The sequence below is a fragment of the Arcicella rigui genome (genome assembly GCF_034929435.1).
Taxonomy (GTDB): Bacteria; Bacteroidota; Bacteroidia; order Cytophagales; family Spirosomataceae; genus Arcicella; species Arcicella rigui.
The window spans coordinates 240,453-257,419 of sequence record NZ_JAYFUM010000007.1 but is presented as its reverse complement, the minus strand read 5'-3'; the positions used below and the strand labels follow the sequence as shown (position 1 = coordinate 257,419).

Genomic DNA, 16,967 nt, shown 5'->3' with positions numbered 1-16,967 from the left:
AGATAAATATTTTAATCTTTTGAATACAATTTTCATCATTTTTCTACAAAAAGTAAAAATGATAAATCTCAAAACAAGTATATTTCAGTATTAATATATTTTTTTCGGCCTTTAACATTCCAAAATTCTCTAAATTACTATTAAAAGAATTAGTCAATGTAGTATTTGAATATAGCCCTTTTTGACTGTAAAGTAGGTTAAACGAGAGTATAATACATGTTTATACATATAGATTGGCAAAATAGTACTATATTTAAAAAAGCTATTGATTATTAAAAGATAAAAAAATAGCTGCTTTAAGCAACGACCTTTTTTACCAAATGATAATGCGAGGGTAATACAATTTTGATAGTTAAACAGAATATGGAAGAGATAGAACTCCTCAGACGCCAAGTTGAACAAGAAAAGAAAGCTCATCAAGAAACCGAGATTATCTTGGAAAAAAAGGCATTGGAACTCTATGAGGCCAGTGAACAATTACGACAACTCAATCAAAATTTAGAAAAACAAGTAAAAGCATCAGTGTCAGAATTACAAAAAACCGAAAGAAAATACCGCCAATTGATTGAATCGGTTCAGGATATTATCTACCAAATTTCTGTTGATGGCTATTTTACCTACGTAAACCCCGTAGTAAAAGAGCGTTTGGGCTATTCAGAAGAAGAAATTATTGGGCAGCACTTTACCTTCTTGATTTTACCAGAGTACCAAGAATCTATATTGAATTTTTATTGGGAAATGGTTCAAAACAAGGAAGAAAGTACTTATAATGAATTTCCTGTAAGAGCTAAAGATGGCTCAACCGTTTGGATTGGTCAAACCGTAAGAAGAATAGAAACCGAGGACAATGGCGTAGAATTAGTAGCCGTTGCTCGTGTTATTACAGAACATAAATTAATTCAAGATTCTCTCAAAACCACCGAAGCACGCCTAAGTAACTTAATTGCTAATTTGCAAAAAGGAATACTTGTTGAAGATGAAAATCATAAAATCATCTTAACCAACCAGTTGTTTTGCGATTTATTCGGTGTGACAGCCTCTCCAGAATCACTTGTTGGAATAGATTGTGTTCCACTGGCTGAACAGTCGAAACATCTTTTCAAAGAACCAGAACTTTTTGTGAGCCGAATCAGCAATTTACTTGAAAAAAGAGAAATTGTGGTTGATGAACAAATTGAAATGGCCGATGGAAGAGTGTTAGAGAGAGATTATATTCCGATTTATTTAGACGGCGATTATAAAGGACATCTTTATAAATATTCTGACGTTACCGATAAATTCAAAGCCATTGAGCAACTAAGAAAAAGCGAAGAAAAGTACCGAGGAATCATGGACAATATGGAACTTGGGCTTTTGGAAGTAGATAATAATCATCGCATTATTAGGGCTTATGATAGATTTTGTAAAATGCTCGGCTATGAAAAAGAAGAGCTTATCGGTCAGATTGCCACAGAATTATTCTTGCCTGAAACTGATAAAGAGATTGTTCAAGTACAACAAGAAGTACGTGAAAAGGGAGTTGCCAGTTCTTATGAATTATGCTTAATCAAAAAAGATGGTACACCTATTTGGGTACTTATCAGTGGTGCTCCTATCATGGACGAAAACGGTGAAGTAATAGCTTCAATGGGTATCCATTATGATATTACCGAAAGAAAATTACTGGAAAAAGAACTGGAAAAAGCCAAAGAAATAGCCGAAGAAGCCCGACAAGCTGAAAAGCAATTCTTGGCAAATATGAGTCACGAGATACGAACGCCACTCAATGCCATCATTGGTATGACGCACCTGATGTTCGATACTCGCCCAACCAAACAGCAGTTTGAATACTTGGATATTCTGAAAACCTCTGCTGATTTTTTACACAGTCTCATTTCAGATTTATTAGACATGGCAAAAATAGAAGCAGGACGCATAGAAATCCAAAAACATCCTTTTGACTTGGTTGGTTTACTAAGAACCGTTCAAAGGGTGTTCCAAATTAAACTTGACAGTCGCCCAGTAGAAATAAATCTACTTACCGATGTAAAAATTTCAGGTAATTATTTGGGAGACGACCTTCTGCTCAATCAAATCTTGTTGAACATTATCGGAAATGCAGATAAGTTTACCGAAGAAGGAAGTATTGATGTATATGTAAAACTGAAAAAAGAAGAGTTGGATGTTTGTTGGATTGAATTCAAAATTTCAGATACAGGTATTGGTATTCCAGAGGAGAAATTAGACCTCATTTTCCAAAAATTCAAACAAATTGATTCAGAACAAGGACATAAACATAAAGGAACAGGCTTAGGTTTGGCCATTACCAAACAATTGGTTGAATTGCAAGAAGGTACAATCTCTGTTCAAAGTAAAGAAGGAGAAGGTACAACCTTTACCATTTTGCTACCTTTCCAAAAATCTGATACTGAGGTAGTAAATAATACGCACATTATCCATGAAGCTGACCAGACGATTCAGGCTTGTAAAGTGTTGGTAGCCGAAGATAATGCCATGAATCAGAAGTACATCAGTAGTTTATTGAACAAATGGAATTTTGAATTTACCATTGCCTCAGATGGTAAAAAAGCTGTTGAAAAAGCCCAAAAAGAGCATTTTGATATTATCTTAATGGATATTCAAATGCCAAATATGGATGGTTATGAGGCTACTATTAGCATCAGAAATACGCAGAATCTCAACCAACACACGCCAATTATTGCTCTGACGGCATCGGCATTGCTCGACCAAAAGAACAAAGCTTTCAGTGTGGGAATGAATAATTTCGTAACAAAACCTTTTGCTCCAAATCATTTATTGAGTGTTATTCAGAACTATTTGCCAAAGAAATCTGATAAAGCAGTAGCTCCAGTGATTGAAAAAGAAGTAATACCTACGCCAATAAGCGTAGCAGAAGACACACCACAAAAGCCAATCCAGACCGAAAATGAGATTCAGATTACGATAGATAAAGAACGAATTCTTGAACTCTACGGCAATGATAAAGAATACATGACCGATATTTTTCAAACTTTTTTAGAAGACGTACTTCCCGACTTTGACGAAATTCAAGTACTGATTGATGCTAAAAATTTAGATGGTTTGAAAAAGCTTGCTCATAAATTAAAGCCAACTTTAGGAATGGTTGGATTAACAGATTTAGAAAAAGAGATTATTGCTTTTGAACATCATGTGAAAGACGGTATAGATTTTGAAGAGTTAGATAAACAATGGAAAAGACTCTATCAAGGAATTAAAGCTGGCGTACCAGTTTTACAGCGAGAGTTAGAAAGAGTTCAGAATTTATAAATACAAAAGCGGCGAATGAATTGATTCATTCGCCGCTTTTGTATTTATACTTATGGAAAAATTATCTTCCAAAATCATCTTGTAATCTAACAATATCTTCTTCATCCGAAGGGTTCTCTGGGTCGGTATGTTGCCAAATTTCAGCTACAATTCCCCAACCTGATAAGCCAATTAAACGGTGACGTTCGCCAGTATCCATTTGAATAAAACTTCCAGATTCTAATACTTTCACTTCTTCCGACTCCTCATCTGTATCGCTTATCTTCACGCCTACGGTTGTTCCTGCAATTACTTTCCAGATTTCAGCACGGCGGAAATGATATTGCCACGACAAACGTTTTTCTGGAGCTACTACTAAAATCTTAGGAGATAATTTATTAGTAATCTGAATTTCAGACATTTCCAAATGTGGGAAATATTTCGCTGCAAAGGCAGGAGCTTGTGCTTCATCAATAACAAAGAAACCACCCCACGGACGAGTTTGGTCTTGCTTAACTACTGTAAAATTGTCTTCCGCTAAAGCAAGAGCTATTTGTTCAAAGATAGATGCTTTGTCAGCATCTTGAGAAAGAGTAATATTCATAAGTTTTTACAGATATGTGAAGAACAAATTTAACGAAATTGCATAAAAATTAAGCATTTAAAATCCTTGTTGGCTTAAAGTCTTGATAATATTTAATATTCTATTGTTTTTAACATAAAAAAGAGGTCAATTTTTTAATCGACCTCTTTTTATTTTTTTACTTGGCTGCAAATTTAGCTTTCCCTTCTTCTAGAAAAGCTATAAAGTTATCAACATTCGAATCAAAAGCTTTTGGTGTAGCCAATGTTCCTTTGTCGTCGTTAGGATTTACCAAACAGTAATAAGGCTGTGCATTTCCGTTGAATCTTACAATTTGGAAATCCAAATTTTGGTCACCCATTGAAGTCTTCTCTTGTCCGTCATCCTTTGAAATGTACCATTTTTCTTTTGGTAATTCCGACTTATCATCCACATACAAAGCTACAACTACATAATCTTCTTTCAGACGCTTGAGTACTTCTGGATGAGACCAAACGTTTTCTTCCATTTTTCTACAATTTACACAACCATGTCCTGTAAAATCTATGAAGATTGGTTTATTTACTTTTTTGGCATAAGCCACGGCTTCTTCATAATCGAAAAATCCTTTGATGCCATGTGGCAAAGTCAGGAATTCACTATACTTAGGTTTTGCTGGAAAACCAGCATCAGCAGTTTCTTCCACTTTTCCAGCACCCGACGAAACAAAATCTTGGGTGGTAAGTGGCGGCAACCAACCAGAAAGGGCTTTCAGTGGTGCTCCAAACATTCCCGGAATCATGTAAACAACAAAGGCAAATACCAAAATTGCCAATAACATTCTCGGTACGTTTACTTTTTCCGTTTTACTATCGTGTGGTAATTGTATTTTTCCTAATAAATAAAAACCTATCAAAGAGAAAATCACAATCCAAAGAGCTAAATATACTTCTCTGTCCAAGATTCCCCAGTGATATACTTGGTCGGCTGTACTCAAGAACTTCAAAGCCAAAGCTAACTCTAAGAAACCTAAAATTACTTTGACAGAATTCATCCAACCTCCAGATTTTGGTAGGTTTTTTAACCATTGTGGGAAAATTGCAAACAAAGTAAAGGGAATAGCAAAAGCTAATGAAAAACCTAACATTCCGATAACTGGTTTGATAATTTCGCCTTGTGCCGAAGCAATCAAGATAGAACCTGCCACTGGCCCAGTACAAGAAAATGATACCAACACCAATGTAAATGCCATAAAGAATACGCCAATAATACCTCCTCTGTCTGACTGTGCATCTATTTTATTCACAAAATCGGAAGGAAGAACGATTTCAAACCAGCCCAAAAATGAAATACCAAAAAAGACAAAAATAACAAAGAAGAGAAGATTGGGAAACCAGTGCGTACTTAACCAATTGGCAAAGCCCGGTCCAGCCAAAGCGGCAATTAATGTTCCGAACAAAACATAAATGGCTACAATTGAAAAACCATAAAGAAATGCCAACTTTCTACCTCCTTTTTGTTTGGTAAAAAAGCTAACTGTCATTGGGATTAATGGATAAACGCAAGGTGTTAGCAATGCCAACAACCCAGCCCCGAAAGCAACCCAAAAGAATGCAAAAAGCGATTGTTCGGGAACGGCAGGAGTACTTGTTTCTGAGATTTCTTCTTTGGGAGCTGATGTAGAATCTACAAGTGGAGTACTTGTTACTGCAACAGCGGTATCTTTTGCGGTTGATTTAGTAGCGAGCGTATCTTGTGGTGTTTGTTCGGTTTTTAAAGCTACTTCTTCGGTTTTCTTTTTCTCGGTAGAGGCAGATTCTAACTTGAATACACCACTTACCATCACGCATTGTCCCGTAATATCCGAACAAGACTGGCTTGTGTAAGCACCATCTACAAGTAATTTTTCTTTTAAAACTTTTACAGTCTGACGAAATTCTGCATTGTGTTTGAAGTAAGTGTATTCGCCATTCCAAATTTCTTTATCGAATTTTTTAGAAGGATTAATAGCCTTCAAACCTCCTACGGCTTCAAAACTACTATTGGGATTAAGCTTTATAGAAGTAACCGTTGGGCCTAAATCTTCACTAAAGTCTGAAGAGTATAAATACCAATCGTCAATGATACTTACTTTGAAAATAATATCAACAGTTTGACCAACCGCTGGATTGGCCTTTGAAAACGACCAAGACCATTTAGCAGGAACTATTTTTTGGGCATTAACAGCTATTGAAAATATAAAGAGGGAAAATAGACTTAAAAATATCTTTTTCATCTGAAGATTGATTGTAAAGGATGCGTGTTTTAGTAAACAGAATTTGTTTTCTATGGGTTCTACTCAGCAAATAAAAATACACTAATTGGTATCTTTTTATTGCCTGTTGGTCAAATATAAAAGAAACCCATTGAAGGTGTAGCTAATTGTGCTAATTTTTCAGATGGGTTTCTCTGTTAGGATTAATGTGTTTTCTTCAAATTGTCTTTGAATACTTTTAAAAATTTATCCAATTTAGGTTTTATTACTACTTGGCAATAAGGATTATGTCCGTTTAGCTCATAGTAATCTTGGTGATAGTCCTCAGCAGGATAAAAAACCTTAAATGGTGTAATTTCAGTAACAATCGGATTCGGGAAAACGTGTTCGGCATTCAATTTTGCTTTCCAAGCTTCGGCAGTTGCTTTCTGTGCTTCATTATGGTAAAAAACAGCCGAACGGTATTGTGGGCCTTCGTCAGCACCTTGTCGGTTAAGCGTAGTAGGGTCGTGAGTTTTCCAGAAAATTTCTAAAATTTTATCAAAAGATATTTTCTTCGGGTCATAACTTACCTGAACGACTTCAGCATGTCCTGTCATTCCTGTACACACTTCTTTATACGTTGGGTTTTTCACAAGACCACCCGAATATCCCGATTCTACCTGTAATACTCCCTCTACTTGTTGAAAAATGGCTTCAACACACCAAAAGCAACCAGCACCTAAAGTAATTACTTCTGCTCCTTCAAGATTGTTTTTTTTATTGCTCATTTTATTAGTACTTTTCTGATTATCAGTATTTTGACCACACGAAACATTCACAAATAATGTAAATATTCCAAGAATAAGAAGATTGATTTTTGATTTCATTGTTGATAACATTTAAAACTTAATGTAAGTTTGCATTTTTATTCTGAATCATTTTCAGAACGCCCTTTAATAAAATTTATTCTGAATTAATATCCAAAATTAATACTCTTTAAAAGTACCATTTGTCTGATGAACGACATAGCTACAAAAACAAAACCTCGAATGATTAAAGAAAGTTATACAGCAAGCATCAAAAAACGTTGGCAAACTTCCTTAGCTTCAAGTGAATTTACCATAAAGCTCCTAACTTCTATCATTATCTTTATCATTGGAGCAGTTCAATTATCTACTTATTTCAAAAATATTCAAAAAAGAGAAGGCATTGAACTTTCAGATTTTGTTCTAAATCATATTCCCGCTCTTGATGTTTCAACACCCATTTTTACTACTATTTATGGTATGTTGATTTACATGCTTTGTAAGGTTTTTACAAAACCACAAGTACTCCTGCTGTTTACTTATACATTCGTGATAGAAACTATCTTTCGGATGAGTACGATTTATCTTTTCCCGCTAAATCCGCCTGCAAATTTAGTAATCCTGCATGATACCTTCGCAGAAATAGCGATTTATGGAAATTCAGAACCTATCACCAAAGATTTATTTTTCTCTGGTCATACCTCAACGATGGTAATGATTTGGCTATTCTTAGAAACGCCTCGTGAAAAAGTAATTTCAGCAATTGCCGCCGTAGTGTTGGCTGTTTTATTATTGATTCAGCACGTTCATTATACCATAGATGTTTTAGGAGCTGTATTTTTTACAGTTTTAGCATATTTCTTGGCTCGTTACATTTTGCAGCTTCGTTGGCAAATATCTTGTGTGATTATGGCAGGCTTCTACGCAATCATGCAAATAGTTTTTATTTTGGCTGGAAAAATTATTTAAGTCCAATAATGATAATGCTTTGTATTTTAAGTCATTAATTAAAAAATATACAGGAATCCTTTTAATTTTGTTTCATAAAAAGGTAATTTTATGGTTCTTGTTCATACAAGCAATTCTACTCTTTGTGAATTATAAAGGTAAATTGTAAATTTTCTAATAAAAAATTTACAATTTGATTACATTCTTTTAATTTGCATTGTTTTACCAGAATTGAAAACTAAAAATTATTGATTTTGGTTATTTGTAAAAGTAGTTCTGCCCAACTGCTTCTACGAAACGGTTTAAAAGCCGTCAACTTTATTTTGTACAATTTTTTATAAGCCTGATTTGTATGCACAAATTAGTCTTGTACCAAGAACTTTTAAACAATTTGTTCTTGCAAACCACTTTTAATTTAGGGTAAAAATATGGTAAAGTTTGAGTACAAAACCTTCCAGTTGGGAGATAAGCTAACCCCAGAGCAGAAAGAATATTTCCGCAAGTATGGAGTAATTCAATTTAAAAATTTCATTAGCGCCGAAACTATCAAAACGTTTATCAGCGAATTAGATAAAATTGAAAAGAAATGGTTAGCGGATGGCATTGATAAAATCAACGGCATTCCTTTAAAGTTTGGGAAAGACGAACACGGCAACAAAATGATTCAAAGAATGTGTTTTACTAACAAGTACAGCACAATCTTAGGCGAGTTTTTGAAAGACCCTCGCTTGCAATTATTAGTTGAATTATTAGCTCCTTATGATGGGCGTATTAGCGAAGACGAAAAAGACGGTTTGGTATTCAATCACTATGTAAATGCACCTAATAGCAAGTTTACACAAATGGGATGGCATACAGACAGCCCTCGTGATTTATTCTTAGGACAAAAAATCCTTCCGATGCTAAACGTTGGTGTACATTTGGATACTTGCCCAGTTTCAAACGGTGGATTGAGAGTATTACCAGGAACGCAAAATCAAAGTGTATTGAAATTATTGTTTGGCAAAAAACAATTTATCGACCATACACCAGACGCACGTGAAGTTGGTTTTGAAATTGAAGCAGGAGATTTAACAGTACATGATGGTCGTTTATGGCATCGTGTTGAAGTATCGCCAAATTTTGGTGAAGCTTCTCGCCGTAGAGTGATGTATGTGCCAATTATTACAGGCAAGTATATGCCTAAAAATGAAAATAGTAAAACACCATTCTATCATCGCTTTGCAAAAGTGGTTCAGAAATAATTTTCTGACTCGCTCTCATATAAAAAGGCTATCTCAACCAAGTGTTCAGATAGCCTTTTTTATGTTTTATGGGATTACTTATTTTAAAACTATGATTTTCTTAATCTTCTCAAAACTGTCGGTTTTAAGTTTTACGATATAAGCATTTCCCGTTGAACCCGAAAGGGTTACTTTCTTTGGTCCATCGAATTTATCTATTTTAAATTCTTCTACTAATTTTCCTTCCATTGTGAAAACTTGTAAAGTAGAACCTACCAAATCTTCCACCACTTCAATCGTAACGTCGCCTGTAATACTTGGGTTTGGATAGATGCTCATGCCATCGAAACTTACATCTTGTTTATACTTGAATACCGACGAAGCATTTGAATAACAAACTAATTTACCACTTGGCAACGAAGCAATCGAGTAAGTAATGCTGGCTTGTACTTGGTAGTCGCCATCTTTTTTTACTTTGATTACTCTTGAAGTAAATGCTTTCTGAACTTCGCTATTGTATTTCCATACATAGCCGTTTTCGTCGCCATTGCTTTGGGCATCCAAAGTATAAGTTCCTGCCTGACTCACTTCTGGCACTGTTGGAAGCGGACGAACATCAACAGCAATGGAATTAGACGGAGCAGACAAACAAGTATTCTTGTCTTGAACTCTTGCAAAATAATTGCCCGACACCGAAGCCGTGAGAGAAGTATTGCTATCGCCTACGCCCAATGAATCTGTACTACTTTTCCACCAATAAGCCTTATTGGTACTTGATGAAGTAAAGCGTACTTTGTTTCCATCACAAAATACGGTACTGCCCGATGTTACTGAAATTTGTGGAGCAGCAGGCAAAGGATAAGTACTTAGTGTAATGGCAGGCGAAGGTTTTGATAAACAGCCCAAAGCACTTACCGACTGCACAGTTACATTCCCTGCTTTATTTACTGAAATTGTACTTTTATCACTATTTGAAATACTCCATTTATAAGTGCTGGCTTCTACACCAATTGCATTCAGAATAATGTTTCTGTCGGCACAGAATGGATTTGCTCCAATAATTGTAATAGAAGGCGTAGCTGGTAAAGGATTCACAACGGTAGTCACTACGTCTGAACTACTCACCGCCTTACAACCGTTGGTATCTGTAATGGCTACGGTAATGTTACTGGCTTTCTTCCAAGTGAGTACTCTTACATTGCCTGTTTGAAAAACCTTTCCATCAATCGACCACTGGTACACGTTCTTGTTCTTTGTATCATTTGGCGTTGTATTCGGAAGGCTGGCTTCTAAAACAGTACTGTCTTCGTCGCAGAAATTCACAGGACGCACCAAACGAATAGTTGGTTTGGTTGGTAATGGGTTTACTGTTACTTTGGTTACTTTTGAATAAGCCGAAAAACAACCAAAAGAATCTCGCACTTTTACTGAGAATTTACCCGAAGATTTCACAGTAAATTCCTGAGCAGTGGCTACTTCTAATTTGGTATCTTCATTTCGCCAACTATATTTCTCAACATTTCCGTTGGCAAAAAGTGCTTTTAAGGTAACAGAACCCCCTTCACAAAAAATTGCCGTTGGCGAAGCCAAAATACTGGCAGGTTGAGGGGCTTCACGCACTGATACCGTTACACTTGTTGAAACTTTAGAGATACATTTTTTAGCACTGATTACTTGTAAAGCATACACGCCGGGGTCGCCAACGACTAATGATTTAGTGCTGTCTAATACTGTTTTTGAGGTAAGTTCTGTCCAAACATATTTACTCTGTGTTGCTGATGAAGTTAATGTTACTGTTGAATCAGGACAGAATTTCAGCGGACCATTTGCCACAATTGAAGGCGTTGCAGGCAAAGGATTGGAAATAACCGTTACGACATCCGAAGAATCTTTTGATTTACAACCTTTGTCCGAAACTACTCTAAGAGTGATACTTGCAGAAGAAGTTACCGTTATTTCAGAAGTAGTTGCTCCATTACTCCAAATATATCCCGAAGCCGTTGACCCTCTTAATGTGGTAAAATCACCTGCACAAAACTCTACTGGTCGCACGGCTGTTACTGTTGGTTTGGCAGGTAAAGGATTCACTTTCAATACGGTAAGTGCTGAAGTAGGCGACACACAAGTATTACTATCGGTATAAGCAACGCTGTAATTACCAGCAGTTTTCACATAAATACTTCTTGTTTTTGCCCCAGTATTCCATAAATAAGAACCTGTTCCTTTATTATTAGCATTCAACTTAATACTATCAAGCTGACAAACACTTACAGAAGTACCTTCTGCAATAATTGGAGCAGTTGGATTTGCATTTACCGTTACTTTCACTGAATCTGAAGCTAAGGACAAACAGCCATTTGCATCTTTTGCTTTTACAATAAAAGTATTGGTTTTAAGGACTTTTATTCCAGTAGTCAACACAGTTGTAGTATCAGCACCCGAAGTTCTCGACCATACGTTGCTACTGGCTGTATAAGAAGACGTAAGTGTAACGCTTCCACCTTCACAGAAAGTAGTTTTTCCGCTGGCTGTGATATTAGGTTTTGAAGGCACTGTTGGATATAACTGTAAAGTAACACCCGTAGAATAATCAGAAGCACAACCTACCGAGTTTTGTAAAGCTACGGTAAAAGTATAATTTCCACCTACGGTAGTGTCTCTTCCTGTTACGGTAATGGCACTGCTCGTACTTTTCAGTAATTTATCGCCTCTGTACCAAATATAGGCTGCCCCTCCGCTACTGGCTGTAAGTGTTCTTGAATCTGTTCCACAAACCAATGGTTTAGTAATTGGCGAAATCGTTGGGGTAGCTGGTTTTGGAGATACTTTCAAGGCAACAGCAGATGATTCATCTGAAACGCAACCGAAACTATTTTCCAAAGTAACACTATAATTATAAGTACCTGCCAGAAGTACATCATTTCCTTTTACTAATAAAGTACTGATAGTATCACTCAATACCGTAGTGTTTCTTTTCCAAGTATAATACGCTCCTCCGCTTGTTGCCGTAAGTGTTTTTGTACCTACTCCACAAATCGGGTCTGTAATATTCAAGGCATCAATCACTGGTTTAGCTGGTTTTGGAGAAAGTACAACTTTTACCGTTGCCGATTCGTCTGAAAGACAGCCTACTGAATTTTGAGCAATAACCGAGTATGAATATATTCCTGCCGTGGCTACATCAGCTAAGGCAATCGTTAGTGTATTGGTTGTATTGGCAAGGCTTGTACCGCTACGTTTCCAAGTATAAGCAGTTGCTCCGCTGGTAGCTGTGAGTGTCTTTGTCTCAGTTCCGCACAATAAATTGGATGTCAACGGAGCAATCACTGGCGTAGTAGGTTTTGGCGATAACTTCAAACTTACTACGGCAGATTCATCCGAAGTACAACCGACTGAGTTTTGCAAAACAACTGTAAAATCATATACTCCTGCCGTACTTACATCTGTACCTTTTACGCTAAGGCTATTGGTCGTTGAAGTATTCAAGCTTGTTCCTTCTCGTTTCCAAGTATAGCTTGTACCTCCGCTGGTGGCTGTTAAAGTTTGCGTAGCTGTTCCACAAACTAAATCATTACTTACAGAAGCAATCACTGGCGTAGTAGGTTTTGGCGATAACTTCAAACTAACTACGGCAGATTCGTCAGAAGTACAACCGACAGCGTTTTGCGAAACAACCGTAAAATCATATACTCCTGCAGTACTTACGTCTGTACCTTTTACGCTAAGGCTATTAGTGGTTGAAGTATTCAAACTTGTTCCTTCTCGTTTCCAAGTATAGCTTGTTCCTCCGCTGGTGGCGGTTAAAGTTTGTGTAGCTGTTCCACAAACCAAATCATTACTTACAGAAGCAATCACTGGCGTAGTAGGTTTTGGCGAAACTTTCAAACTTACGGAACTGCTACTAAGCGTGCTACAACCTGTAACACTATTCGTTGAAGAAACAGTATAAACATAAGTACCTGCTGTACTTACAGATGTACCTGTAACATTCAGCGTACTTGTGCTTACGCCCAAAGATACGTTATCTCTAAACCATGTATAATTGCTACCGCCACTGGCTGTTAGGCTTCTGCTGGCAGTGGCACAAACGGGACTAACGATGTCTGAAGGTGCTGTCAGAACGGGTGCTGTGGGTACTATCGAAGTGACAGTAAATGCCGCTACATTAGTAAAGGAAGCATCGCCCACATTTTTCTTGACTTTGGCTGTATATGTGCCGGGCGAAGCAAGATAAGTTTGTGAACTACCTACCGCAACATTATTAGCATCAAGCCATTGATATACAGCATAGCCAGTAGGTAAAGTAAGTTGAGAAGTGCCTTGTCCAGTACAAGTATAAACGCCTGTGGCAGTAATTGTGGGTGTCGTTTGAGCTGATGTTATCGAGTACGATAAAATTAACCAAACCAAAAGAAGAGAAGTACAGATTCTTTTCATTATGTATTGTATTCAGTGCTTGGGTTTGCTACTTAAAACAAAAAATAGATTAAACAGGTAAGTTTGAGTATTGAATTGTGAGATTAGTGTGTACGAAAGTTGAAAGGCTATTACAGATTTAGGATTTCTAATGTTGGAAATTGGATAAAATTATAAAACATTTAATTACCTCATCATAAATTCCAAATCTAAAATTTTCACAGTCTTTCGTACACTACTATTGTGAATGCTAAGTTGTGAATTAAAATTCATAACTCAGTACTCTTGTTATTCTGAATCGAGTTCTTCCTGCGTGGATTCCTCTGAAATATTCGCTGGTTGAGCATTCTGTAAGGTTTTCCAAAGCAAATCTTTTAATTCAACCAAACCTTGTTGCATTACCGACGAAATCAATACATACGGTAAACCTGCTGGAATTTGTTGAATGATTTTTTCTTTATCCTCTTCAGAATTGACTAAATCCATTTTTGAAACTGCCAAAATTCTTTCTTTATCCAACAAAGCTGGATTGTATTTTTTCAGTTCATTCAAAAGGATGAGGTACTCTTCTTCGATATTTTCTACCGAAGCAGGTACAAGAAATAATAAAATTGAATTTCTTTCGATATGGCGTAAAAATCTTGTTCCCAAGCCTTTACCTTCAGCAGCTCCCTCGATAATACCCGGAATATCTGCCATAATAAATGATTTGAAATTTCGGTAAGCCACAACGCCCAAATTAGGTGTTAGGGTGGTAAATGGATAATCCGCAATTTCTGGTGTAGCCGCCGACAATACCGAAAGTAAAGTTGACTTTCCTGCATTTGGGAAGCCCACCAAACCTACGTCTGCCAGTACTTTTAGTTCCAAAATCACCCACATATCTTCTCCCCTTTCGCCGGGTTGTGCATAATGGGGTGCTTGGTTGGTTGAAGACTTAAAATTGGTATTGCCCAAACCGCCTCTTCCGCCTTTCAAAAGGATTACTTCTTCGCCGTCTTTGGTCACTTCTGCCAAAACTTCTCCTGTTTCGGGGTCTTTTACAATCGTTCCGAGTGGAACTTCAATGATAGCATCTTCGCCTTGAAGCCCAGAGCGTCGTCCGCCCTCGCCTCCTTTTCCGTCTTTAGCAAAGATATGTTTTTGATATTTTAAATGCAGTAAAGTCCAGTGCTGAGAATTTCCCTTTAGCACAACGTGACCTCCACGACCGCCATCACCACCATCTGGGCCACCTTTGGGGACGTGCTTTTCACGACGGAAATGGCTTGAACCGCTTCCTCCGTGGCCCGAACGGACGTTAATTTTTACGTAGTCAATGAAGTTGGATGCCATGATATTATTTGGTAATGATTGATTTAAAAAAGGGTAATTTATGTTGGATGTTAAGTAAAACCCAACATAAACTACCCATTTCTTAAATTATTTTACTGCATCAATTGCAGTACAGATATTAGTAAAAATTTCTTCGATATTGCCAATTCCATTTACTTTAGCTACTTTGCCCTGAGCATCATAATAAGGTAATACATGAACTGTTTTAGAGAAGTATTCGTCGATACGCTTCAATAATTTATCCGCATCGTCGTCTGCACGACCCGACACTTTCTGTCTTTCAGCAATTCTGTTTTTGATTTCTTCTTCGTTTACATCCAACTGAACAACGCCATTAATCTTTTGTCCATTTTTACTTAAATAAGCATCTAAAGCCTCAGCTTGTGGTACTGTACGAGGAAATCCATCAAAAATAAAGCCTTTTGCCTCTGGATTATTTTTCACTTCTTCTTCCAACATATCAATCGTAACTGAATCTGGCACTAAAAGCCCATCAGCTAAAATTTGCTTTACTCTTTGCCCAAGCTCAGTGTTGTTGGAAATGTGCATACGGAACATATCACCTGTGGAAATATGAACTAACTGGTACTTCTCAATTAATTTAGCAGATTGTGTTCCTTTACCTGCACCCGGAGGGCCGAATAAGACGAGATTTAACATTGTTACACGGTTATTTTAAAAGTTCTTGATTATTGTTTTGTTATAAGATTACAAATTTACGAGAACCACAGTGAATTATGTGATAAATGTCTGAGAATTTAGTAAATGAGTTGAAGATTAAGTTTATGCCATATTCTTATGCAAGCATACTATTTTGTATTAATTTTACAAAAAACAAAACTTTTCTAAGTCAACATTCATCATTGAAGCATTATGGAAGAACTTTTTGCCACCGAAAAAACTCGTAAAATCTTACCTATCATCAAAGATTTTTTAGTCAATGAAATTTATCCTTTAGAAAATGCTGAAAACCTAACGGGTAAATTCTCTAAAGTGGCGAAAGTATTGGATGAAAAAAGAGCTTTAGTAAAGTCGCTCGGACTTTGGGGTTTACAACATTCCGAAGAAGAAGGCGGACTCGGACTAACACTTTGTGAATTCGGGCAAGTCTCCGAATTACTTGCCTCCACTCCTTTCGGGCATTATACTTTCAATTGCCAAGCTCCCGACATTGGCAACATGGAACTAATCGCTCGTTATGCTTCTGACGACATCAAAAAACGTTTTTTACATCCTTTAATAGAAGGTAAAATTCGTTCTTGCTTTTCGATGACCGAACCCGAATTTGCAGGTTCAAATCCTATCAATTTAGGAACAACCGCCGTTCGTGAAGGCGACGAGTACGTCATCAACGGTCATAAATGGTTTACTTCATCTGCCGACGGTGCGGCCTTTGCGGTAGTCATGGCAATTACAAATCCAGACGCAGCCCCGCACCAAAGGGCGAGCCAAATCATTGTGCCGACAGATACTAAAGGCTTTACTTTGGTCAGAAATATTTCTATTATGGGCGAGGCATCAGACCATTGGGCAAGCCATGCAGAAGTACGATACGAAAATGTACGAGTACCTATCACGAACCTAATAGACGAAGAAGGCATGGGTTTTAAGTTGGCACAAGAACGCTTAGGGCCAGGTAGAATCCACCACTGTATGCGATGGATTGGCATTGCCGAACGTGCTTTTGATTTAATGTGTAAATACGCAGCCAGCAGAAGTATGGGCGACGGCACAGTACTGGGCGAAAAGCAAGCCATTCAATTTTGGATTGCAGAAAGTAGAGCAGAAATTGATGCAGCCCGTTTGTTGGTATTAAGAACAGCCCAAAATATTGATAATTTCGGAGCATCGGCAGTACGGAATCAGATTTCTGAAATCAAATTTTTCTGTGCCAAAATGATGCTTCAAGTACTTGACCACGCCATTCAAATTCATGGAGCGTATGGCATGACGGATGATTTACTTCTTTCATTCTGGTATCGTCATGAACGTGCCGCCAGAATCTACGACGGAGCAGACGAAGTACATAAATCTGCTTTAGCTCGTTCGATTCTTTCAAATTATGGTTTGAATAAAAAGAAAAAATAAGCTCAAATTCTACCAAACAAGAGTAGAATTTGAACGATTTTGGTTTAGCTTTGATAGTTGAAAATTAGCTTTAGGCTGTATGCTAT

At 37.1% G+C, this 16,967-nt stretch carries 10 protein-coding genes; 4 read left to right on the top strand and 6 right to left on the bottom strand.

All coding sequences use genetic code 11. The features are described 5' to 3' along the window. Nucleotides 1-363 precede the first annotated feature (363 nt). Entirely contained in the window at nucleotides 364-3,288 is a 2,925-nt protein-coding gene (locus VB248_RS07300; RefSeq protein ID WP_323296090.1) for a PAS domain S-box protein, read from the top strand. A 61-nt stretch (nucleotides 3,289-3,349) separates the two neighbouring features. Here VB248_RS07300 and VB248_RS07295 read toward each other — a convergent pair whose 3' ends face one another. From VB248_RS07295 to msrA, 3 genes are all read right to left on the bottom strand, one after another. Further along, nucleotides 3,350-3,871, bottom strand: a complete 522-nt coding sequence (locus tag VB248_RS07295; protein WP_323296089.1) for a cupin domain-containing protein — start codon at nucleotides 3,869-3,871, stop codon at nucleotides 3,350-3,352. A 157-nt stretch (nucleotides 3,872-4,028) separates the two neighbouring features. Continuing rightward, complete coding sequence (locus tag VB248_RS07290; protein WP_323296088.1) at nucleotides 4,029-6,104, bottom strand: protein-disulfide reductase DsbD family protein; 2,076 nt, start codon at nucleotides 6,102-6,104, stop codon at nucleotides 4,029-4,031. A 182-nt stretch (nucleotides 6,105-6,286) separates the two neighbouring features. After that, complete coding sequence (msrA, locus tag VB248_RS07285) at nucleotides 6,287-6,952, bottom strand: peptide-methionine (S)-S-oxide reductase MsrA (RefSeq protein WP_407652881.1); 666 nt, start codon at nucleotides 6,950-6,952, stop codon at nucleotides 6,287-6,289. Between the two features lie 162 nt (nucleotides 6,953-7,114). Between msrA and VB248_RS07280 the strand changes: the two genes are divergently transcribed. Then, on the top strand, nucleotides 7,115-7,840 hold the full coding sequence (locus VB248_RS07280) for a phosphatase PAP2-related protein (RefSeq protein WP_323296087.1): 726 nt from the start codon (nucleotides 7,115-7,117) through the stop codon (nucleotides 7,838-7,840). A gap of 407 nt (nucleotides 7,841-8,247) precedes the next feature. Next, nucleotides 8,248-9,063, top strand: a complete 816-nt coding sequence (locus tag VB248_RS07275) for a phytanoyl-CoA dioxygenase family protein (RefSeq protein WP_323296086.1) — start codon at nucleotides 8,248-8,250, stop codon at nucleotides 9,061-9,063. A gap of 78 nt (nucleotides 9,064-9,141) precedes the next feature. Here the strand turns inward: VB248_RS07275 and VB248_RS07270 are convergent, their stop codons facing one another. The 3 genes from VB248_RS07270 to VB248_RS07260 all read right to left on the bottom strand — a co-directional run bounded on the left by VB248_RS07270 (nucleotide 9,142) and on the right by VB248_RS07260 (nucleotide 15,453). After that, a complete protein-coding gene (locus tag VB248_RS07270; protein ID WP_323296085.1) occupies nucleotides 9,142-13,479 on the bottom strand; it encodes a T9SS type A sorting domain-containing protein in 4,338 nt (1,445 codons plus the stop codon). A 267-nt stretch (nucleotides 13,480-13,746) separates the two neighbouring features. Further along, the gene (gene obgE, locus VB248_RS07265; protein ID WP_323296136.1) at nucleotides 13,747-14,796 is read right to left on the bottom strand and encodes a GTPase ObgE; all 1,050 of its coding nucleotides are present in this window, start codon (nucleotides 14,794-14,796) and stop codon (nucleotides 13,747-13,749) included. 84 nt (nucleotides 14,797-14,880) lie between these two features. Next, nucleotides 14,881-15,453, bottom strand: a complete 573-nt coding sequence (locus VB248_RS07260) for an adenylate kinase (protein WP_323296084.1) — start codon at nucleotides 15,451-15,453, stop codon at nucleotides 14,881-14,883. Nucleotides 15,454-15,666: 213 nt separating this feature from the next. On the opposite strand from VB248_RS07260, the gene VB248_RS07255 reads away from it, so the two are divergent. Next, the gene (locus VB248_RS07255; RefSeq protein ID WP_323296083.1) at nucleotides 15,667-16,881 is read left to right on the top strand and encodes an acyl-CoA dehydrogenase family protein; all 1,215 of its coding nucleotides are present in this window, start codon (nucleotides 15,667-15,669) and stop codon (nucleotides 16,879-16,881) included. Nucleotides 16,882-16,967: the final 86 nt, after the last annotated feature.